A 21,093-nucleotide genomic window follows, 5' to 3' on the forward strand; every position below is an offset into this window, starting at 1 on the left:
TACGCTTAGAGGAAAAAGCCTGTCAACATTCAACCTGGCTATTATTTTCAGGCCATTTCAAGCCTGGCATAAGCAGCGACTAGCCACTTAATGCCTTCCCCATGAAACGCGATTTGCAGCCGACTATGTTCACCACTCCCCTCCATATTGACAATGGTTCCTTCACCAAATTTAGGGTGACGAACACGTTGTCCAAGGGCATAACCGCTATCATTAGCACTGATTGGTGTACCTAATCGACTATGGTTAACCGGGCGAGATACCGTCGCACGTAACCGTACTTCTTCAATACATTCTGACGGCAGCTCACCAATAAAGCGAGATGGACGATGATAAACTTCTTTGCCATATAAGCGACGGCTTTCTGCATAAGTGATTGTCAGCTTTTCCATTGCTCGTGTCAGGCCCACATAAGCCAGACGGCGTTCTTCTTCCAAACGCCCACCCTCTTCAATCGACATCTGGCTTGGGAACATGCCTTCTTCCATTCCAACAATAAATACCTGTGGGAATTCCAGCCCTTTGGCGGAATGCAATGTCATCAGTTGCACCGAATCCTGGTAAGCATCAGCCTGACCTTCTCCCGATTCCAGCGCAGCATGGGAAAGAAATGCCTGTAATGGCATCAGATCTTGGTCCTCATCCTGATAACTGAACTGGCGAGTCGCCGTGACCAGTTCCTCAAGGTTTTCAATACGTGCCTGGGCTTTTTCACCTTTTTCCTGCTGGTACATTGCACGCAGGCCGGAATCGCGAATAACTCTGTCGGTCTGCACATGTAACGGCATATCACTGGTTTCCGTCGATAATGCCTCTATCAGTTCAATAAAGCGCTGTAAGGAAGATGCTGCTCGCCCAGCCAGTACTTTCTCCTGAAGCAATATTTGACAGCACTCCCACAATGTTTCCTGCCGTTCACGAGCAGCCTGACGCACTATATCCAACGTTCTGTCACCGATGCCACGGGTAGGTGTATTTACCACACGTTCAAATGCCGCATCATCATTGCGGTTAGCAATCAAGCGCAGGTAAGCTAACGCATCTTTGATTTCCTGGCGTTCAAAGAACCGCTGACCACCATAAATACGATATGGCATTGATGCCTGTAACAATGCTTCTTCCAGTACACGAGACTGGGCATTACTGCGGTAAAGTATGGCGCAGTTTTTCAGTGCACCGCCATTTTCAAGCCAGCTTTTAATCCGGTTGACCACATAACGGGCTTCATCCAGCTCGTTAAATGCACAATACAGGGAAATCGGTTCACCTTCTACACCATCAGTCCACAGATTTTTGCCCAAGCGATCACTGTTATTGGCAATCAGTGTATTGGCAACTTTCAGAATATTACTGGTGGAACGGTAATTTTGCTCCAAACGAATAGTTTCAGCGCCGGAGAAATCTTTCAGGAAGCGCTGAATATTCTCAACCTGCGCCCCACGCCAGCCATAAATAGATTGATCATCATCCCCGACAATCATCACTTTGCCCGTTTCCCCCGCCAACAGATGGATCCAGGCATATTGAATGCTGTTGGTGTCCTGAAACTCATCCACCAGAATATTTGTAAAGCGGCCACGGTAGTGTTGCAGGATCTGCGGTTTATTCAGCCACAATTCATGAGCCCGCAGCAGAAGCTCTGCAAAGTCTACCAATCCCGCGCGATCACACGCTTCTTGGTAAGCCTGATAAATTTTCTGCCATGTCCCTTCAACAGGGTTACCATAACTTTCAATATGCGGTGGCCGTAACCCCTCATCTTTTTTACCGTTGATGTACCACATCCCCTGACGAGCCGGCCATTGTTTATCATCCAGATTCATTGCTTTGATAATGCGTTTGAGCAGACGATGCTGATCTTCGCTGTCAAGAATCTGAAAATCCTGCGGCAAGTTGGCATCCAAGTGATGTGCCCGTAACAAACGATGAGCCAGGCCGTGGAACGTACCAATCCACATTCCTCCCTGGCTGGTACCGATCAAATTTTCAATCCGGTGGCGCATTTCCGCCGCCGCCTTATTGGTAAAGGTCACTGCCATGATGGAAAATGGCGAAGCATTTTCCACAGATAATAACCACGCAATTCGGTGCACCAGAACCCGGGTTTTACCACTCCCTGCTCCGGCCAATACCAACATGTTTGTCCGCGGAGCAGCTACGGCTTCACGTTGTTTGTCATTCAAACTTTCGAGCAGATAGGAGATATCCATAGTTACCATCAGTTGATTAAACAGCGACCACAGCCTGCTGTGTTTTTATACAGAATAATTTCATGATTATATCAATGCTGTCAAAGAAGCCAAATCGTAAATCTCAATGTGCGGCAACAGGCGGCTCCCAATCGTCTGCAATAGTTTTTTATTTTCTGTATTAATCCAGCAAGCCTGCATACCACTACGAAGTGCCCCTTCCACATCAGTATTCAGGTCATCACCAATATGCAGAATTTTCCCAAGTGGTAAACCCAGGCGTTCTGCTGCCAGACGGTACATATCACTGTGAGGTTTTGCGCGCCCATCAGGGCCTGCTTTCAGCACAAATTTAAAATAAGGAGCAAGACCACAGGCCGCAGGTTCTGCATTACCGTTAGTAATAGCGACCAATGGCATCTGTTCAGCAAGGGCAGCAAGGGTTTTATGTGTTGATTCCGGCACATCAATCCGGCTGCGCCAGTGTGTGAAATGGGCCATGATATCATCCGCGCCCCGGCAGGCATCTTCACGGCTAAAACCGTAATGGCAAAACATCAGCTTTGCAGACTGCCAACGCCACAAGGTCATGTCATGGCAGATTGCAGGATCTTGCTCAAATATCACTTCACGGAAAGCATACAGATCCTGATGATCAATGTGACTGAACTTAGGATCATATTGCCGTATAAAATTCAGTACCTCTTGCTCCGTCTTATCTAGCACTGGACGATTGTCATAAAGGGTATCATCCAGATCAAATGTCATTGCTGAGACTGGCGCAAGAGGCCGGTAAAAACGCATTACGATTTCCCCCGTTTGGCTCTGGGATGGGCCACATCATACACTTTTGTCAAATGCTGGAAATCCAGATGGGTATAGACTTGTGTGCTGGATAAGCTGGCGTGACCAAGCAGTTCCTGAACTGCGCGCAAATCACCACTGGATTCCAGAATATGTGTGGCAAAAGAGTGACGCAATTTATGAGGATGGATATGGCTGTTTACCCCCTGACGTATGCCCCATTGCGCAAATCGTTTCTGTACATTACGGGTTGATATCCGCCGCCCGCTGTTTGAGATAAAAACCGCATTATCCTCCGGTTCGAACAGTTCCCTCATCTCCAGCCAGCGATTAAGCCATTCAACAGCAGTTTTCCCCAAAGGGACCTTCCTCTCTTTACTGCCTTTACCTGAAACCCAGACTTCCCCACTTTCAAGATCCAGATGCTGGCAATCAAGACCCACCAGCTCTGACAAACGCAACCCGGCACCGTACATGACTTCCAGCATAGTCCGGTCACGCACTGATAATGGATCATTGAAATTGATGTTCAGCAGTTGATTCACTTCATCCACATCAATATTTTTCGGTAAATGTCGCTTGGTCCCCGGCGTACTGATGGTCTTTGCCGGATTAACGGCAATCCCGCCCTGAGTAACCAGCCAATCCAAAAAACTGCGCAGAGAAGATAAGCGTAAAGCCAGGTTAGCCGACTGTAAGCCAGCACGACGACTACGTGTTACCAACATTCTGATTTTCGCAGGATCAAGATCTTTCCATTGCCTGACACCGATGACTAAAACCATCTCAGCCAATATGGCAAGATGACGCCGGTAATTAGTGATAGTCACCAGACTTAGCCGGCGCTCTACCCTGAGATACCGCAAAAATGCCTCAACCGGCTCCAGTAACAGGTCAATTTCTTGCATCATATTCGTTTAATCCAACGAGACAGTATATCCGGCAGTAATTTCGCCAGATGATCAAGCATGTCTGTTCCCATGCCATCTTGATAATGCTGATAATTACGACTGTTAAATATCACCGTACCCAGTTCTCCCCTCGTTCCCAGCAGCGATACAGCAACCGAACCGACATGACGAACCCGTGGCAACAACAATAAAATTTCCGGCCCGTTCAACATACCGAGATAGTGGTTACTATTACCAAAACGATGAATGCGGATTGGCTCAAAAGCATTGCGGGAAAGTGCTAAATCAGGTGCATTAAGCGGCGCACCAATATGCCATTTATCACTGAAAAGACGGATGTTGGCGCTATTTAACCCCAGATTCTTAGCCCATAAATTCAACCGACTAAGCATATCTTGCAAACTCTCCGCCGCCGCTAAATCAACAAGTAATTTAAGCAACTGTTCAAACAGTTGCTCATTCACTCTAGCCTGCTCCATGAGCAGGGTGATATTTTCTTCCAGATAAGCAATACGTGTTCTCTGGCGGCTCATATACCATTCAACCAAAGAAACCGTCTCTCTTACCGGGTGAGGAACCCGTATCTGTTCAACGACACATGCATTGCGGATAAAGAAATTGGGGTTTTCCAACAAATAATCCACAACAGTTTGATCACCGAATGTACCACTGATGCTTAACTGCTTTTCTTTTTTCCCCATCTTCCGATGCCCCGCAGTTCAAAACAAAATCGATTACAGATGAATTGTGCCATCATAAACATGCGTCGCCGGCCCAGTCATATAGAGAGGATTTCCCGGCCCTTCCCAACAGATAAACAATGAACCTCCCGGCAAGTCTACCTGAACATGACTGTCGAGCAGTTGCTGCTGAATGCCAACTACTACCGCAGCACAAGCCCCACTACCACAAGCCTGAGTTTCCCCAACACCTCGTTCATAAACCCGTAAGCGAATATGACCACGGTTTAAAATTTGCATGAAACCAATATTAGCCCGTTCAGGAAATCTTTCATGGCTTTCCAGCGCGGGCCCCAGAATTCCCACTTCGGCAGTTTCTACATCGGCTACCTGAATCACACAATGAGGATTCCCCATAGAAACCACACCACAGAGAACCGTTCTTTCTACCACTCTTAAAATATAGGTTTTTTCTGCCTTTAACGCGCGAAATGGCACATGATGTGGCTCAAATTCAGGTTCCCCCATATTAACGCAAACCTGATCATCATTGGTGATACTCAATACCATACGTCCCGATTGCGTACTGACTTTAATATCACGCTTATTAATCAACCCTTTAAGGCGGACAAAACGGGCAAAACAACGCGCCCCATTGCCACACTGCGCCACTTCACTGCCGTTAGCATTAAAAATGCGATAGTGAAAATCTAGATCCGGATCATAAGGTGCTTCAACAACTAATAACTGATCAAAGCCCACACCAGTATGCCTGTCGGCCAAACGGCAGATCAGTTCTGGTGAAAAATAAACATTTTGGGTCACAGCATCAACGACCATAAAGTCATTACCAAGACCATGCATTTTGGAGAACTGCATATAATGCTCCACCGTAAGCCGCAGTACTAACTACCAGCTTATCTCGCTTATTTCTGAGTGGCGCTATCCACTTTATGCCCTTGCTGCACAGTCTTCACGGGAGTTTGAACTGCGGTTGTCGTCTTCTCTACCGAGGGTTGTTCTGGAGGAAAATAGAGCGGGCCTTTTAGGCCACAGCCGGAAAGTACAAATATAGTTATGATAGCCAGAAACCCGCGTAATTTTTTCTTCATTGCATTAATGCCTGTAATTCATACGTCAATATTCTCTATAATCGCAGTTAGGCCCCGAAAAGCAAATAGGAATTGAAGATGAACGACAGTGAATTTCATCAGTTAGCTGACCAACTGATGCTTTATATCGAAGAGCAACTGGATAATTATGATGGCAATGCTGATATCGACTGTGAAACCAATGGCGGTGTCATGACCTTGAGCTTTGATAATGACAGCAAAATTATTATCAATCGTCAGGAACCTTTCCATCAAATCTGGCTGGCAACCAAAAACGGTGGTTATCATTTTAGCTATAAAGATAGCCAGTGGATTTGTGACCGTAGCGGTGGCAATTTCCTGACCATGTTGGCGCAATCCATCACACAACAGAGTGGTGAGCCATTCAATTTTTTATGATTGAACCTACCCCGCGTAGCGGGGTAAATCAGTAATGCGACACAGAACGATAAAGTTCTTGCTGCTCTTCTCCGCCGATTTCCCCATCATCAGTTACACACAAATGTGAAAAAGAGGATCCACTGAATGGAATCACCTGAATCTGGTCTTTCATTTGAACAATCTGATAAAACTGTGGCAGGTTAAAGTTGATAAAACTTGATCCATAAGTAAACCGATCATGCGATGAAGAATAAAACCGACTGACGTCACGTACCAATTCTTCCTTACTTCCCTCACAATGAGAGTAAATTTCCACCCGGTTGGTTTCATCCAGGATATAAATATTAAAGCTTTTATTATCTTGAGTATTTTCGAAGAAAAATTGGATGATACCCTCGCTGGCAAAACCATCAACCACAGCAGGCAAATGTGTCTCTTTGGTATTAATTTTCACTGGCAACCCCTGTAGTTTGTTATTAGAAATTGCCCCATAAAATTCCACGGCATTCTCCAATTTCTGCACAGAGACGTTAAGACGTTCAAAGAATAGCCCCCACGTCTGGCCCGCAATGCGCAGTGCTTTAAAGCGGCCTGGATCATGACGATTGCTGGATAAACGCAACTCAATACATTCAGATACCAGTTGCTGGATTCGGGTGCGGATAAGCCCACGTAAATGTTCGCTATAACAGAAGACTTCAACAGCCGTCGGCGGTGCAGCATCTTGATGCATTTTACCCAATATGGTTTTCAATGCTTCCAGAACAGATTGCTCGCCACTAAAATGTAACGTTCTCACTTCATTCCATGAATTGCGGTAAAGCAAGTCGATGCTTCCCACCAAGCACTGTTGCGATTCTCCAAAGCTGAATACATCAAGTTTGCGGAAATCAAAATGCACAACCTGATTAGAAAACGCAGCTGTCGGATCTTTCTCCAGATTAACAATAATCGCCAAATGGCGGATTTCACACGGACTATAGAGCGCTTTTGGCGTCGGTGCGGGTAAACGGATAGGAAAATGAAGGGAAATATCGTTAATCAATTCATGCAACTTCAGTTCATCACACTGGGCTTCACCATTATGAATATGAATACAGGATTTTTCTGTCAATAAGCCGTTAAAATAAGTCCACGACACCAGTTTATTGAGGTAACGATTATATTCCAGAGGCTGATGGCCGATAATTGATTTAATTATCGGTGCCTGATTGTAAAGATACCAGCCGCTGCGATTTGCGCGTCCTTGGGGCACATAAATAAATGTTAAATGTTTCTCTGACAGGTCCGGTGAGATCTGTGGATTAACCAGCGTCACCTTACCCGGCAACGCTTCAAATGCAGCGTAGAGTTTACGGGTCAGCACACCAATATCCTGTGGGCTGGCACTGACACTCAGATTATTACGGCGGGCAAAACGGATAAGGTTACGGTAACTCTGCATCATGGTATCAAGCAGTTCATTATGGGCATCACGAACCTGTGCAATTTTCCATGAGTTGCGGTTATCCAAAATTCCCAACCGCTCTGTATCCCACTTCCACTCATATACCAACTGAGTCAAAACCTGACGTCGCCAACCGGTACAACCTTCATCATCCTGGTTTAGAGAGAGCTTTTCACAAACTTTTAAATAGAAGCATCGACGTATTAAATCTAAGCGAGTCGTATCATTAATTTCTATCAGATAGCGGGTAACACGCTCAAGCATCATGCTGTATGCATCAAGGCCAAATGAAACTATTTCACCCGCATGCAGACGCTGTTTCATCTCCATTGCCAGTAACTTACCATTGGGATATTCCCAGGAATATGCCTCCAGCAACAAGCTTTTCAATACGGCTTTATAAGGCGAGTCGATACTTTTATAAAGTTGCCATAAGCTGGCGCCAAAGTATTCTTCAGCAGATAGTTCACCTAATCCACCAAGATCAAGCCACTCATTTGGCGTCAAAACACCTTGCGCATAAAGCGATAAAACATATTCGTCATAATGGCGCTCTTCTTCTACAGGCACCATTTCCCATAGCAAACGCTTACCTGCCATACGCACAGCAGTACGGTAAAATTCATCAAGTAACAGAATATGCTGAGTAGAACCGCAATCCTCACCGCCAAGACTACCACTGGCATTATGGCGGAAGCGGTTTTCATCAATAAGAAAAAAATTGACTTCGATACCAAGCGCTGATGCCCATTGTTCAATAAGCGTACACTTACGTTGCAGCAGGAGGCGCTCATCATTATCAAGCCATGACTGATGACATACCCAAATATCCAAATCAGAACAACCGCTTTGCCCGATTGACGAAGTACTCCCCATTGAGTAAATACCGGTAATAGGAAGCTGACCATTGGCAGGTTGTTCTATGGCGTGTTCTAATTTACTTTCTAAATCATCAAGATAAGATTTTTGTGATTCATCATGCACGAAAAAACATACGCCATAGGGAACATTACCATTAATGTAACCTGGCATCATCGGATGATGATAATGCAATAATACTGGCAGTAAACTGTATACCTGTTTAAATTCCGCACTCATGGCGGTAGAGGCGCGTTCTAACCTGAGTTGGTTTATCGCATCCAGTCTCTGCTTCAGTGTTTCGATATAAAGGTACAAGACGTCTCGCCCGATTGAGTTCCAGTGCCCAGATAAATCCCCCGCTTCCGGCTGTTATAACTTAATGGAATTATTTAGAATGATTTTTACCAATTTATTACCGGAAACGTGATCAATTTAACATCTTGTAGATAAACCGTAAAGTCAGTAAAGCAATTGAATTGCGATGTGACACCCGTTGAAAAACCAAATAACATATTGTTATATATATGAATAATCAGAAAAACCATACTTTTTATACTTTCTTTTATGAAGGAAATTTTCTCTGCCCATTTTTCAAGTAATGTATCTAATGTTTTTTTATCAGTAACCTTATGAAAATTACCCATTGGCTATATTTTAGTGCGTCATTCTTTTCATTCAGGATTTTATAGTTACAGAAATAATTTACTGAAAAAGTTAATTCATATTTAAATCGATCTACTTATAGCGATATAAAATAATTTAAAAATTAAAATTTATTTTATACTTTAACCTAATTTGTCTACTTTCTTCTCTGGTCTTAACTGGAAAAAAAACGGCTGAAGTGTTAAAACGAGTGCTAGTTTTTCATTTATATGACGGCTGAAAAGTCTGAGAAATACCAACATCTATGTCAACAAAAACTATCCGTATCGCAACCCGTCAAAGCCCTCTGGCTATGTGGCAGGCACTTTATGTTCAACAAAAACTACAACAACATCACCCAGATCTGGAAGTTCAACTGGTTCCGATGGTAACCAAAGGCGATATCATTCTGGATACCCCTCTGGCAAAAGTGGGCGGAAAAGGGCTATTTGTCAAAGAGTTAGAACTGGCTTTGCTTGGAGACCAGGCCGATATCGCTGTTCATTCAATGAAAGATGTACCCATCTCTTTTCCTGAAGGATTGGGCTTGGTCACTATTTGTGAACGTGATGATCCACGTGATGCTTTTGTTTCTATCAAATATAACTCTCTTAATGAATTGCCAGTAGGCAGCATTGTTGGCACATCAAGTTTACGCCGTCAGTGTCAACTCCGCGAGTTACGTCCCGACCTGATTATCCGTGACCTTCGGGGTAATGTCGGCACCCGCTTGAATAAACTGGATAATGGTCATTACGATGCCATCATTCTCGCTGTTGCAGGGTTAAAAAGGTTAAAACTGCATGAACGTATCAATACGCCATTGTCTGTAGAACAATCATTACCTGCCGTTGGTCAAGGTGCCGTGGGGATTGAGTGCCGCCTTGATGACCAGCAAACACAAGCTCTGCTGGCACCATTAAATCATCATGATACAGAAATCTGTGTTCTTGCCGAACGAGCAATGAATACCCGTCTGGAAGGAGGCTGCCAAGTACCCATAGGCAGTTATGCCATCTGGCAGGATGGAAAAATCTGGCTACGGGCATTGGTTGGCGCACCTGATGGCAGCATTGTTATCCGTGGTGAGAAAACAGCCTTACCAAAGGATGCCTGCCAGGCAGGAGTTGAGCTGGCAGAAGAGTTGCTGGAACGGGGAGCGAGAGCAATTCTGACCGAAGTTTATCGAGGAAATCCCCCTACATGAGCATTCTGGTAACGCGCCCCTCTCCTGCCGGAGAGGAATTAGTCAGAAAATTACAAGCAGCGGGGAAAACTGCTTTCAGCGCACCTTTAATCAATATTCACCCAGGCTCAGAGTTGCCACTGCTGGCTGACAAACTCAGTCAGCTGAATACCGGTGATATGGTATTTCTGCTGTCAAAAAATGCAGTTCATTATGCAAATTCACAGTTAAATAAAATTAACCTGTCATGGCCTGACAAGCTGATTTATTATGCTATTGGCAGATCAACCGCACTGGCTTTTCATCAATTGACTGATATAAATATTATCTGGTCATTAGAGGGTGAAACCAGCGAAATCCTGCTGGAACTACCATCATTACATCAGGTTGAAAATAAACAGGCTTTGCTGCTCAGAGGAAATAGCGGACGTGAACTTATTGCCCGCACGCTGACAGAAAGAGGGGCCTCAGTTAGTTATTGTGAATGTTATCTTCGCCAGCCAGTAGACTATCCGGCAGCAGAATTCAGTGCCCACTGGCAAAAATATGGAGTACAGACTTTAATTGTAACCAGTGGCGAAATACTGCAACTGTTATATAACTTAATACCCGAAAGCGATCGAAATAGATGGTTATTAAATTGCCGCCTTGTTGTGGTAAGCGAGCGTCTTGCACACACCGCCCAGAGCCTGGGCTGGCAAGATGTTAAAGTTGCAAAAAGTGCAGACAACGATGCCTTAATTGAGGCACTAGAATAAACTGACATGGGATGCCCACTATGACGGAACAAAAACAGTCCGCCGAGACGGTTGAAAAAACAATAAATACGGTTGAAAACGCGCAACAGCCCGAAACAGCGCCTCAAAAACAAGAACGTTCTGGCACTCTGAGAAGTATCATTATTATTGCAATTATTCTGGCAATCGGAGGTGGTCTTTATTACTACGGACAACAACAAAGCCATCTACTAAGCACGGAAAACCGTGAACTACGCCAACAATTGGAGTCATTGAAGCAACAACAGTCACAAGATAAACAACGTATTGAAATTCTGTTCAAAGAACAATCGCAAGCTTTAAACCATTTTGCCGCCCAAGCTGCACAAAATAATCAACTGGATAATCGCCTGCAAGAGTTACAAGCCAGAATCTCTTCGTTATCCAGTTCTGACGTAAAAAGCTGGCTACTGGCGCAAGCTGATTTTTTGGTCAAAATGGCTGGCCGGAAACTATGGAATGATCAAGATGTCATCACCGCCGTAGCCCTACTAAAGAATGCAGATGCCAGTCTCGCTGAAATGAATGATCCAAGCCTGATTGAAATCCGTCGTGCTATTACACAGGACATCAGCGCATTATCTGCCATCAATCAGGTTGATTTTGATGGTGCCATCCTGCGGGTTAATCAACTCTCTAACCAAGTAGATAACCTACGTCTGGCTGACAACACTATTGATGGTTTACCTATGGATGAAGACAATGATGAATTAACCGGTTCATTATCTGAATGGCGTCAGAATCTGAATAAAAGCTGGAACAGCTTTATGGATAATTTTATTACTATCCGTCGCCGCGATACCACAGCAGAACCATTACTGGCACCAAATCAGGATATCTATCTACGAGAGAATATCCGTGCCCGTCTGTTGATTGCCGCTCAAGCAATACCGCGTCATCAAGGTGAAGTTTTTAAGCAGTCACTGGAAACGGTTTCAACTTGGGTCAGAGCTTACTTTGATATCAACGATCCAAATACCAAAGCATTCCTGGAGGAGATTGACTCACTAAGTCAACAACCTGTTTCCATGACGGTACCCGATCATCTTTCAAGTCAACCTTTACTGGAAAAACTGATGCAAACCCGGGTTCACAACTTGCTGTCCCAATCTTCTGAAACCCATCAGGAGGGCTAAGTTATGCTGAAAGTTTTGTTACTGTTTGTTGTGCTGATTGTTGGTATTGTGCTTGGGCCAATCGTTGCGGGTCATCAGGGATATGTTCTGATCCAGACGGACAACTACAACATTGAAACCAGTGTTACCGGCCTGTTCATTATATTTGTTCTTTTACAATTGCTCCTCTGCTTGCTTGGCTGGTGCTACCGCAGAGTTATGCGCACAAGTTCCCGTACCCGTGGTTGGTTCCTCGGACGCAAACGCAGCCGCGCTCACGCTCAAACAAAAAAAGCGTTAATTAAACTGGCAGAAGGTGATTTTAAACAAGTTGAGCAATTACTGACCCGTAATGCTGATCATGCAGAACAACCTGTAGTCAACTACTTGCTGGCAGCCGAAGCAGCTCAACAACGTGGAGATGAATTCCGTACCAATCAGTATCTGGAACGTGCAGCAGAAGTCGCAGACAATAATCAGTTACCTGTGGATATTACCCGTGCACGTATTCAACTGGCACAAGGTGAAATTCATGCTGCTCGCCACGGCATAGACAAACTTCTGAATCAAGCTCCACGCCATCCGGAAGTTTTGCGCCTGGCCGAACAAGCTTATACCAGATCAGGGGCTTACCAATCACTGATTGATATACTGCCGATAATGGCAAAGACCCATCTGCATGATGAGTCACAAATTCATAAACTGCGCCAACAAGCCTATATCGGTCTGATGAATCAGTATATGGCAGAACAAGGCAGTGAAGGTTTAAAACGCTGGTGGCATGATCAAAACCGTAAAATTCGTCATGATGTGGCTTTGCAAATTGCAATATCTGAGCATTTGATTGAATGTGACGACCATGAGACCGCACAAAAGATCATCTTGGAAAGTTTAAAACGTCAATACAATGAACGTTTGCTGCTGTTGATCCCTCGGTTAAAAAGCGAAGATCCACAGCCGGTACAAAAAGCGCTGGACCATCAATTAAAGCAACATGGCGCAACCCCTCTGCTAAACAGTACTCTTGGACAGGTTGCTTTACGTCACGGAGAATGGGAAAAAGCAACAAAAGATTTTAAAGCCGCATTAGCTCAACGCCCTGATGCTCATGATTATGCCTGGTTAGCAGACGCGTTGGATAAGTTACGTAAACCAGAAGAAGCGGCACAAATTCGCCGTGAAGGATTAGTGCTAACTTTAAAGCGCGAGAGTGATGTAGCGAATAGCCAATAGTGTCAACTAACATTTAACACCAGAGTCTTATGATCTATCGATCACTATTCCTTTACACGTTATTCATTCCATTGATTAAAAATGCCCTCCATGAGGGCATTTTTCTAGCCATATTTTCTGGCAAAATCTTCATCAGAAGTGCAAAGATAAATAATAAATTCAATAAATGAGATCAACGAAGGGATAAATGTCCAGAAAAATAACAGGTATAAAATCCCCATGCCAATTTTACCCAGATAAAATTTATGAGCACCAAAACCGCCAAGAAAAAATGCCAGTAATGCAGCAACAATTCTGCTTTTACTGCCAGAAGAATATGCCTTTATCACCGCACCACAATGTGGGCACGATTGTGCCGATTCATGCAACGTTTGTCCGCAGCCAAGGCATCCGATCATTTTTGACATCTATATTTCCTTAAATAAGTTAGGAAGAAGTACTCTAAGTAACTGCTCCCCGCCCAATCGAGGGTTTACGGGGCAATTGCTAAACAGCATATAAATCTATCAGAGATATCCCTAACGATAACAAAAAAACACCTACCTTAAAATAAAGATAGGTGTACAAATAATACAATCAGGTCTACAGACGGATAGTGCCTCACTCAACGTTAAGCCCGGTCGGCGATGAAAATACTCATCTGTGACATGGACAATAGGCACTGATAATCGGCTCTGCATCATCCCTGGGTTTATGAAGCATATGCTGTCATAAGAAATAGGATGAGCATCTACCCTTGCGATAATGCATTTAACATGCCAACTTTTATCCGGATGATCAGTCGCTTCGACTCATCGGTTATTTCTCTATTTATTACAACAAGAAAGCAAATCATCACAAAATCCACTTCATTAACTGTCTCTTATTTGAGACAACGTATAACAAATTTATTATTTTTCACTTTAATTCAATATGTTACAAGTCTCTTATTTGAGACAGCTAATATATCAATCGTCGTCAAAATACAACAAGATAAAAAATTATTATATAAAACAATTCGTTAATGTCAGGAAAACAATTCACTGAATTAAAATCGAATAAAGTACACACTGCGAGTAATAGACGGGAGAGGAAACAAAAAATAGGAAGGGAGAAAGCAAAAAACCCTGCATCACAGGGTTCTTCAGAATTTGGTCGGCGAGAGAGGATTCGAACCTCCGACCCACTGGTCCCAAACCAGTTGCGCTACCAAGCTGCGCTACTCGCCGAAATTTTATCTTTTTTATGGTGCGAAGGGGGGGACTTGAACCCCCACGTCCGTAAGGACACTAACACCTGAAGCTAGCGCGTCTACCAATTCCGCCACCCTCGCGTGTCATAAAAAAGATGGGGTGGCTAATGGGACTCGAACCCACGACAACTGGAATCACAATCCAGGGCTCTACCAACTGAGCTATAGCCACCATAACAGCTATTTTACTACTACATACTTACAACAAAAACATCACCGCAGCTCTTGCACGCAAATAATGGCGCGCCCGACAGGATTCGAACCTGAGACCTCTGCCTCCGGAGGGCAGCGCTCTATCCAGCTGAGCTACGGGCGCTTAACGCCGTTGCGGATGGGGATAGTACGGATTTAATGATATACTGTCCAGTGCTTTTTTAAAGAAATGATGCATTTGATTACACCTTGCTCACTTAGTTGATAAAGCCAACGCTTATTCCCCACCCACTACCGCTGTAACCGCAAATCAGTCCATCAGGATTTTAGTTTTTTACTGCCAAAAAACCTCACTAACCAATAAATCAGCGACACTATCAGCAGAAAACCTCCACCTACCAGTAATGAGAAACGCGTATCTGGATTAATTGCCATGCCTACCAGCACACAGCATAAAAATGCTAGTGTCAGGTAATTTACATAGGGGAACAGGATAGATTTAAAACTATGTTGTTTCAGTGCCTCTTGATGGTACTGACGAAAACGCAACTGGCTCACCAGAATAACAAACCACGGAACCATTCCCGGCAATACACTGGCACTGTAGACATAAACAAAAACGGCCTGTGGATTTGGGATCAGGTAATTTAAACTGGAACCTATCAGCAAACACAGAATTGTAATAGCAATACAGATTACCGGTACGCCATTCTTTGACAATTTCGTCAGCGCTGGAGGTAACTGACGGTTTTGCGCTAACGCATAGAGCATCCGTCCACCACTGTACATGCCACTGTTACAACCAGAAAGCGCAGCGGTCAAGACAACAAAGTTAATCACGGCTGCCGCTGAAGTGATGCCCACTTTGGTGAATGTCATCACAAACGGGCTGCCCTGCGAACCAACCTCTATCCACGGAAACAAGGTCACAACAATAAAGATCGCACCCACGTAGAAAATCAGAATACGCCAAAGAATATTGTTAATCGCTTTTTTCAATGTCACTTGTGGATTTTTAGCTTCACCCGCAGTGATGCCTACCAGTTCCACCCCCTGATAAGATGCAACAACAATACAAAGCGCAAACAGAAACCCTTGCCAACCACCGACAAAGAAACCGCCATGTGCAGTCAGATTATCCAATCCAATGGGTTGCCATTGATTGCCGAGACCGAAAAATATCAGCCCCAGACCAATCAGGATCATGACGATAATGGTGGTCACTTTAATCATGGCAAACCAAAATTCCAGCTCACCATAAAGACGTACTGCCGCAAGGTTCGCTAAAGCGACTAATGCCACCGCAATCAATGCTGATACCCATTGAGGAAGTTCAGGAAACCAGAACTCGGCATAAACGCCAATAGCCGTTATTTCTGATATCCCTACCGCCACCCACATAAACCAATACCCCCAAGCCGTCAGGCACCCCCAGTATGGACTGAGATATTTATGCCCAAAAGAAGCAAAAGAGCCTGTGACAGGTTCAAGAAACAGCATTTCGCCCATAGATCGCATGATGAAGAAAACAAAAATTCCGGCAATAATGTAAGCCAGCAAAACAGAAGGACCAGCCCATTTCAGTGTGCTGGCTGAACCCATAAACAGGCCAACACCAATAGTGCCGCCTAATGCAATTAGCTCTATATGACGGGCTTCTAAACCCCGTTGCAGGCTCTGTTGTTGATCAGCCATAAATTCCCTGTCCATTGTTATGTGTTGTAATTTGCAATAAAAAATATACAAGACTGATTTCAATCAGCCATAAAAAAGTCCGGATCAAAACATGTTTTTCCACTCAGTGGAATAAAAAATTACCCAATAATTAGTATAGATGACAAAAGCTCGGCAGGATCAAATGGTTATATAGAGACTGAAAAATGAATTTTTTGTGCAGCCTGCCGCAAACTGCTATACGACAGGCAGGAAACATATTTACAGACGATTACCGTAGTAATATCCCAAAAACTTCAATAATTTGAGCTGACGACCAATGCGGCTTGGTTGTGATAACAGCCGATAAAGCCACTCAAGCCCCAGGTTCTGCCATACTTTTGGCGCACGTTTTACATGACCGGTGAATACATCATAAGTCCCCCCAACGCCCATATAAAGTGCATCAAGATGAACCTTACGGCAGTCACGCATAAAAACTTCCTGCTTAGGCGATCCCATCGCAACTGTCACAATTGCTGCTCCGCTAGCATGGAGCCGAGCGAAAACCGCGTTACGCTCTTCTGGCGTGAAATAACCATTCTGGCTGCCAACAATATTGACGTTCCACTGAGCCCGCAGTTTGTTTTCTGTCTGTTCCAATATCTCTGGTTTACCCCCAACCAGAAAAACAGGTGTACCTTCTTTGCCAGCACGCTCCATGATAGCTTCCCACAGATCAGCACCCGCTACGCGAGAAACTTCAGCGCCAGAGTATTTACGACGGATAGCACGTACAATGCTGATACCATCGGCATACAGGTATTCTGCGTCGCCCAGCAATGTGCTCAACGCATTATCTTGCTCTGCTGTCAGAACTTTTTCCGCATTAATCGCCACCAAAGTACCCGTCTTTACCCGCCCACGCTGAAAAAGATGGTCAAGAAAGTGTGCCATATCGCGGAAACCCCAAATATTCAAACCACGAATACTATATTTGGGAATATTGTTTAGCTCCATTTTCTTTCCTTACATTGCAACGGACGTTTTTGCGATACAACCAGGTTGCTGGTCAGGTATTTTCTAATAAGCCCTGCACTCTCAAATAGCCAATACAACAACTTAGCAACTACTAAACATAAACCAAAAATAATACAGAAAAATACCACACGGGAAACAAATGCATCTAATCCTTCACGAGCCAGCACGATGATGTTAAAGATCGCGCCAAAGCAGAATGCCTGCAAAATAGCGGCTTTATAACGATTAGTCTCCTGTTTACCTAACTCATAAATCCAGTCAAACCATTTAATTATCAACCCAACAACAATCGCACCAACCGGAACAAACAGCACTCCACCCATAACAACCAGAGAACCTATCAACGTCGGAGAAATTGCCAAACCAGAGTGGTTATCCAACACCTCCCAGGTAAAGTAATTCGCAGAATTCAACACAACATCAGGGCGCCCAGGCCAAAGCCAACTTGGAATAAAAACATAGAAATCACGGATAATCGGTGCCAGCCCCTGAAAATCGATTTTGTCGTAGTTATTCAGCAATAACGCAAGATTTTCCCACGGCGAAAAAGTATCCCTAGTGAGGTAGAGAAAAGTATAAAATGCTTCTGCACCATTAACATCCAGGCTATAACGTTTGAGCGCCAACCAGAACATGCCAACAATTCCCATTGCGCCCGCAGTCATCAGCATCCACAAGGTTATCCAGCCACGAACAATGCCGATAAACAGGAATAACGCAAACGCAATGATAATATTCGCCCTGGTTCCCCCAACAATGACATAAGTCAGAATCCCAAAAGCAACGGTGCTCATCAGAAAAAACAGCCAGCGTAATTGTGTCGGTTTCAGGAAATAAACCACTAACATGGCAGGAATAAAGAAGTAAAAGAACCGTTTCAGAGCAACACCGGAAACCTGACTGGAAAAAATCTGACTGTACGACTGTAACTTAAACAATAGAAAACCGTTTTGCATAAAGAATAGCCCAACTGTCACCACCGCAACTAATACCAGCAATAACCATGTGAAGTTAGTTTCCACCCGGTTCATGGTGAATACGGGTGTTTTAGGCTGCATAGACGGCTTTCTTAGCCGGGTTTTATAACTGACGTAATAAATTCCATAAAAACCTGTTGAAGCCAGTAGAGCGTGTAATAAGGCGTCTACAGGTACCACCTCAACATCGAATTGAAAAACCAACAAACATGTCAGTGGGAAACCAAAATAAAATGTCAGCAAATAAAGCAATGAGAAAAACACATTAAAATTAAAACGTACACGCCGAAATTCCTGATAAGTCAACGTCAGGATAAAAACCAGTGATATCAGATAAACAACAAATAATCCGCCAAATTGCGTTAAAGTCATTGCTGATCTCCTGCCACTTTTACTAACGCCTGCCGCCAGCCATCAACAAAGTTCGGGCTGAAAAAGGATATTGCATTTCTGTCCAGAGAAAGCATTTGTCGTTGTGCTTCTGTAATGAGTTGGTTATCCAGAGGATCACCGAAGAAAAATACCGGAACCTGCTGTTCTGTTAAATCCTGCCAAAAAAGATTCTGACGACTAATCACAAGCGGCACACCAAATTGTATCAACAGACAAATTGTTCCAATCCCCTGCTGGCGGTTAAAAATGAAATACCCTAAATCACAACCACGCAGCAATGCCAGATAATCATCAAATGCCATATTTTGCTTAAGAATTGTTAAATTTTCCGGCCGGAACAACGATAAAGCAGATTGCTCAACCTGCTCAATATAAGCCTGATTATTTTCCGGATAACCCATTGGGATAACTATTTGTACCTTATCGCCAAACTGCTTATGAATAGCTTTCAGTGCAGCAATATGACGGTTTGATCGATCACCGGAGTTCCCCAACAAAATTGTCATCTTGCCATCATCAGAAGGTTTTTTTTCTGTAATCGTCAAGGCTGGGTCCATTCTGGTTGGGAAATAGAGCAATGACGTTGGTACTTTCGGATGATGTTGAGAATAAAAATAGAGATCTCCACGAGCCGCAAATACATGCCCTACCCGACGCTGCGCCAGACGACGCAGAAAATAAAACAGACGGAATGTTAACTGACAAGAGTCTTCATAAAGATCAGCACCCCAAGCATGCCACCAGAATTGATTGCGTTTGATTTTTCCTGATAACAACGCTAACCACAAACCCGCATTAAATTGCCCATGAAAAAAAAATCGGCAATCCCTGTCTGACTGCGCTTTAGCAACCACAGCTTGAGACAGAGATTTTTTACTGTCGAAAAATGTCATATCCAATGCCGGGCAATTATCCAATGAAGCGCGATCCCTAGCCACTACCATAAACTTTGGTTTGGCTGAAAAACCAATTTTTTGCGCTAAAACGTCATTAAAAAAGCGCAATACCGTTCGATTATGATGGGGGATATCAGATCCCAGAACGTGAATTAGGGTTGTCATGCTCGCCTGCGATAAATAAGAAATGCACCACAACAAAGGGTGAAATAAACAACATAAGTTGCCATATAAGCTTGCGCTGCACCTAACGCTCCATTGACAGGAATCAGCCAGTGGGCAAAACCAGTAAGCAGCAAAAACTGGCTGACTTCAGCCAGCACATAAAAACGCAACGCCGCTTTGGCAATCACCAGATAACCAAAAACATAAGCGCCCACTTTCAAGACATCACCAATCAATTGCCAAGCAAACAAATCGCGCATAGCAGTAAATTTGTCAGAAAATAGCAACCATATAGCAAAATCGCGCAACAACCATACGGTAAAACTTACAAATGCCACCGCAGGCAAAACAAATTTCAGCGCCTTAACTATCTCATTTGATATTTCACCCTTACCCTGCAATCGTGAAAGCGTTGGCAACAAATAAACACTGAAAGAAGCGGTGATAAATTGCAGGTAAGCATCGGAAATACTGCTTACACCTTGCCAAATACCCACATCATCCCAGCTATAATGGGCTGCCAGCAGGTTTCGCATCATAATGTAAGCAACCGGTAAGGTAATGGAAGTCAACAGAGCCATCAGGGTAAATTTACCAAGCTCGCTAGCCAGTACCTTATCCCACATGGGCTTAAGATATGAGAATGAAATCTCTTTGCGACGCCAAAGCATCAATCCCGCTGGAAATATTATCAGTGCCGGTACCAAGGCCAGGCCAGCCAAAGCACCTTCATACCCACCAAGGGTGAAACAGAGATAATAGGCAATCACGCCTATCAAACTACCAAGAATAATCGCCAGCGCATTCCCCTGAGCATCCCGGTATCCTTTCAAAATAGCCAGAAAATAGTTGGCACAAGCAATACCCATTTGAATAAATGAGAGCGCCTGTACAACTGGCTCATAATCCCTATGACCAAATAACCCAATACTGATCGGCCCGCTAAACAACAGAAAAATCACGGCCAGTAGAGTGGAAAACCCTAGAATAATGGCAGAAGAAGTCCCCAGTACCACACGCAACCTTTCCGGCTGCTGTTGATACTCAGCAACATATTTAGTCACACCATTAAAAATACCGCCGCCAGCCAACACCCCAAGGACAGTGATCAGTTGACGGAAATTACCCGCCTGCCCAACCCCGCTGGGGCCGAAAGTAACCGCCAGTAATTTAACGATTAAAAGCCCCGCGCCGATTTTTATCAGTGTAGAGCCGGCAGTCCATATTGATGTTTTAGCCAATGACAT

At 44.1% G+C, this 21,093-nt stretch carries 18 protein-coding genes and 4 tRNA genes; 5 read left to right on the plus strand and 17 right to left on the minus strand.

From position 1 onward, the window contains the following. Positions 1-47: 47 nt before the first annotated feature. Genes uvrD through ACGF7G_RS10140 form a run of 6 tightly spaced genes read right to left on the minus strand, consistent with a single transcriptional unit; the run spans position 48 to position 5,696 of the window. On the minus strand, positions 48-2,219 hold the full coding sequence (uvrD, locus tag ACGF7G_RS10115) for a DNA helicase II (protein ID WP_387465166.1): 2,172 nt from the start codon (positions 2,217-2,219) through the stop codon (positions 48-50). 57 nt (positions 2,220-2,276) lie between these two features. Continuing rightward, a complete protein-coding gene (yigB, locus tag ACGF7G_RS10120; protein ID WP_387465168.1) occupies positions 2,277-2,993 on the minus strand; it encodes a 5-amino-6-(5-phospho-D-ribitylamino)uracil phosphatase YigB in 717 nt (238 codons plus the stop codon). Next, positions 2,993-3,904, minus strand: a complete 912-nt coding sequence (xerC, locus tag ACGF7G_RS10125; protein WP_133813898.1) for a tyrosine recombinase XerC — start codon at positions 3,902-3,904, stop codon at positions 2,993-2,995. The genes yigB and xerC overlap by 1 nt, the downstream gene beginning before the upstream one ends. After that, positions 3,901-4,605 carry a DUF484 domain-containing protein gene (locus tag ACGF7G_RS10130; protein WP_387465170.1) on the minus strand — a complete coding sequence of 235 codons (705 nt, stop codon included), beginning with the start codon at positions 4,603-4,605 and terminating at the stop codon, positions 3,901-3,903. The genes xerC and ACGF7G_RS10130 overlap by 4 nt, the downstream gene beginning before the upstream one ends. A 33-nt stretch (positions 4,606-4,638) precedes the next feature. Next, a complete protein-coding gene (gene dapF / locus ACGF7G_RS10135; RefSeq protein ID WP_133813900.1) occupies positions 4,639-5,463 on the minus strand; it encodes a diaminopimelate epimerase in 825 nt (274 codons plus the stop codon). A gap of 47 nt (positions 5,464-5,510) precedes the next feature. Further along, entirely contained in the window at positions 5,511-5,696 is a 186-nt protein-coding gene (locus ACGF7G_RS10140; RefSeq protein WP_133813901.1) for a lipoprotein, read from the minus strand. A gap of 78 nt (positions 5,697-5,774) precedes the next feature. Between ACGF7G_RS10140 and cyaY the strand changes: the two genes are divergently transcribed. Continuing rightward, positions 5,775-6,095, plus strand: coding sequence for an iron donor protein CyaY (cyaY, locus tag ACGF7G_RS10145; RefSeq protein ID WP_133813902.1), 321 nt, complete (start codon positions 5,775-5,777; stop codon positions 6,093-6,095). Positions 6,096-6,123: 28 nt separating this feature from the next. Here cyaY and ACGF7G_RS10150 read toward each other — a convergent pair whose 3' ends face one another. Further along, complete coding sequence (locus ACGF7G_RS10150; protein ID WP_387465174.1) at positions 6,124-8,700, minus strand: class I adenylate cyclase; 2,577 nt, start codon at positions 8,698-8,700, stop codon at positions 6,124-6,126. A 592-nt stretch (positions 8,701-9,292) separates the two neighbouring features. On the opposite strand from ACGF7G_RS10150, the gene hemC reads away from it, so the two are divergent. From hemC to hemY, 4 genes are read left to right on the plus strand one after another with little or no spacing between them, the layout of a single operon-like run. Then, positions 9,293-10,234 (plus strand): hydroxymethylbilane synthase, encoded by a 942-nt coding sequence (gene hemC / locus ACGF7G_RS10155; protein ID WP_387465175.1) that lies wholly within the window; start codon positions 9,293-9,295, stop codon positions 10,232-10,234. Beyond that, positions 10,231-10,971, plus strand: a complete 741-nt coding sequence (gene hemD / locus ACGF7G_RS10160; RefSeq protein ID WP_387465177.1) for a uroporphyrinogen-III synthase — start codon at positions 10,231-10,233, stop codon at positions 10,969-10,971. Before hemC ends, hemD begins: the two co-directional genes overlap by 4 nt. Positions 10,972-10,991: 20 nt before the next feature. Then, on the plus strand, positions 10,992-12,125 hold the full coding sequence (gene hemX, locus ACGF7G_RS10165) for a uroporphyrinogen-III C-methyltransferase (protein WP_387465179.1): 1,134 nt from the start codon (positions 10,992-10,994) through the stop codon (positions 12,123-12,125). A gap of 3 nt (positions 12,126-12,128) precedes the next feature. Then, entirely contained in the window at positions 12,129-13,337 is a 1,209-nt protein-coding gene (hemY, locus tag ACGF7G_RS10170) for a protoheme IX biogenesis protein HemY (RefSeq protein WP_387465181.1), read from the plus strand. A 104-nt stretch (positions 13,338-13,441) separates the two neighbouring features. Here the strand turns inward: hemY and ACGF7G_RS10175 are convergent, their stop codons facing one another. The 10 genes from ACGF7G_RS10175 to wzxE all read right to left on the minus strand — a co-directional run bounded on the left by ACGF7G_RS10175 (position 13,442) and on the right by wzxE (position 21,093). Beyond that, complete coding sequence (locus tag ACGF7G_RS10175) at positions 13,442-13,744, minus strand: NINE protein (protein ID WP_387465183.1); 303 nt, start codon at positions 13,742-13,744, stop codon at positions 13,442-13,444. A gap of 724 nt (positions 13,745-14,468) precedes the next feature. Next, a tRNA-Pro gene (locus ACGF7G_RS10180) sits at positions 14,469-14,545 on the minus strand. 17 nt (positions 14,546-14,562) lie between these two features. After that, positions 14,563-14,649 (minus strand) — tRNA-Leu (locus tag ACGF7G_RS10185). A gap of 15 nt (positions 14,650-14,664) precedes the next feature. Then, positions 14,665-14,740: transfer RNA gene (locus tag ACGF7G_RS10190), tRNA-His, on the minus strand. Positions 14,741-14,807: 67 nt separating this feature from the next. Continuing rightward, positions 14,808-14,884, minus strand: a tRNA-Arg gene (locus ACGF7G_RS10195). 155 nt (positions 14,885-15,039) lie between these two features. Beyond that, positions 15,040-16,416 (minus strand): amino acid permease, encoded by a 1,377-nt coding sequence (locus ACGF7G_RS10200; protein WP_387465184.1) that lies wholly within the window; start codon positions 16,414-16,416, stop codon positions 15,040-15,042. Positions 16,417-16,656: 240 nt separating this feature from the next. Continuing rightward, a complete protein-coding gene (wecG, locus tag ACGF7G_RS10205; RefSeq protein ID WP_387465186.1) occupies positions 16,657-17,394 on the minus strand; it encodes a lipopolysaccharide N-acetylmannosaminouronosyltransferase in 738 nt (245 codons plus the stop codon). Then, complete coding sequence (gene wzyE, locus ACGF7G_RS10210; protein WP_387465188.1) at positions 17,385-18,764, minus strand: ECA oligosaccharide polymerase; 1,380 nt, start codon at positions 18,762-18,764, stop codon at positions 17,385-17,387. The genes wecG and wzyE overlap by 10 nt, the downstream gene beginning before the upstream one ends. Further along, the gene (locus ACGF7G_RS10215) at positions 18,761-19,846 is read right to left on the minus strand and encodes a TDP-N-acetylfucosamine:lipid II N-acetylfucosaminyltransferase (protein WP_387465190.1); all 1,086 of its coding nucleotides are present in this window, start codon (positions 19,844-19,846) and stop codon (positions 18,761-18,763) included. Before ACGF7G_RS10215 ends, wzyE begins: the two co-directional genes overlap by 4 nt. Then, positions 19,843-21,093 (minus strand): lipid III flippase WzxE, encoded by a 1,251-nt coding sequence (gene wzxE / locus ACGF7G_RS10220; protein ID WP_387465192.1) that lies wholly within the window; start codon positions 21,091-21,093, stop codon positions 19,843-19,845. The genes ACGF7G_RS10215 and wzxE overlap by 4 nt, the downstream gene beginning before the upstream one ends.

This window comes from Photorhabdus sp. RM323S (assembly GCF_042879375.1).
Taxonomy (GTDB): Bacteria; Pseudomonadota; Gammaproteobacteria; order Enterobacterales; family Enterobacteriaceae; genus Photorhabdus; species Photorhabdus tasmaniensis.

Bases quoted from the DNA above. Each gene is read 5' to 3' on its own strand.
- hemY (WP_387465181.1), top strand. From the start codon at position 12,129: ATGCTGAAAGTTTTGTTACTGTTTGTTGTGCTGATTGTTGGTATTGTG.
- uvrD (WP_387465166.1), bottom strand. From the start codon at position 2,219: ATGGTAACTATGGATATCTCCTATCTGCTCGAAAGTTTGAATGACAAA.
- hemD (WP_387465177.1), top strand. From the start codon at position 10,231: ATGAGCATTCTGGTAACGCGCCCCTCTCCTGCCGGAGAGGAATTAGTC.
- cyaY (WP_133813902.1), top strand. From the start codon at position 5,775: ATGAACGACAGTGAATTTCATCAGTTAGCTGACCAACTGATGCTTTAT.
- wzxE (WP_387465192.1), bottom strand. From the start codon at position 21,093: ATGTCATTGGCTAAAACATCAATATGGACTGCCGGCTCTACACTGATA.
- dapF (WP_133813900.1), bottom strand. From the start codon at position 5,463: ATGCAGTTCTCCAAAATGCATGGTCTTGGTAATGACTTTATGGTCGTT.
- ACGF7G_RS10200 (WP_387465184.1), bottom strand. From the start codon at position 16,416: ATGGCTGATCAACAACAGAGCCTGCAACGGGGTTTAGAAGCCCGTCAT.
- wecG (WP_387465186.1), bottom strand. From the start codon at position 17,394: ATGGAGCTAAACAATATTCCCAAATATAGTATTCGTGGTTTGAATATT.
- hemX (WP_387465179.1), top strand. From the start codon at position 10,992: ATGACGGAACAAAAACAGTCCGCCGAGACGGTTGAAAAAACAATAAAT.
- ACGF7G_RS10140 (WP_133813901.1), bottom strand. From the start codon at position 5,696: ATGAAGAAAAAATTACGCGGGTTTCTGGCTATCATAACTATATTTGTA.
- yigB (WP_387465168.1), bottom strand. From the start codon at position 2,993: ATGCGTTTTTACCGGCCTCTTGCGCCAGTCTCAGCAATGACATTTGAT.
- ACGF7G_RS10175 (WP_387465183.1), bottom strand. From the start codon at position 13,744: ATGTCAAAAATGATCGGATGCCTTGGCTGCGGACAAACGTTGCATGAA.
- ACGF7G_RS10130 (WP_387465170.1), bottom strand. From the start codon at position 4,605: ATGGGGAAAAAAGAAAAGCAGTTAAGCATCAGTGGTACATTCGGTGAT.
- ACGF7G_RS10215 (WP_387465190.1), bottom strand. From the start codon at position 19,846: ATGACAACCCTAATTCACGTTCTGGGATCTGATATCCCCCATCATAAT.
- wzyE (WP_387465188.1), bottom strand. From the start codon at position 18,764: ATGACTTTAACGCAATTTGGCGGATTATTTGTTGTTTATCTGATATCA.
- xerC (WP_133813898.1), bottom strand. From the start codon at position 3,904: ATGATGCAAGAAATTGACCTGTTACTGGAGCCGGTTGAGGCATTTTTG.
- hemC (WP_387465175.1), top strand. From the start codon at position 9,293: ATGTCAACAAAAACTATCCGTATCGCAACCCGTCAAAGCCCTCTGGCT.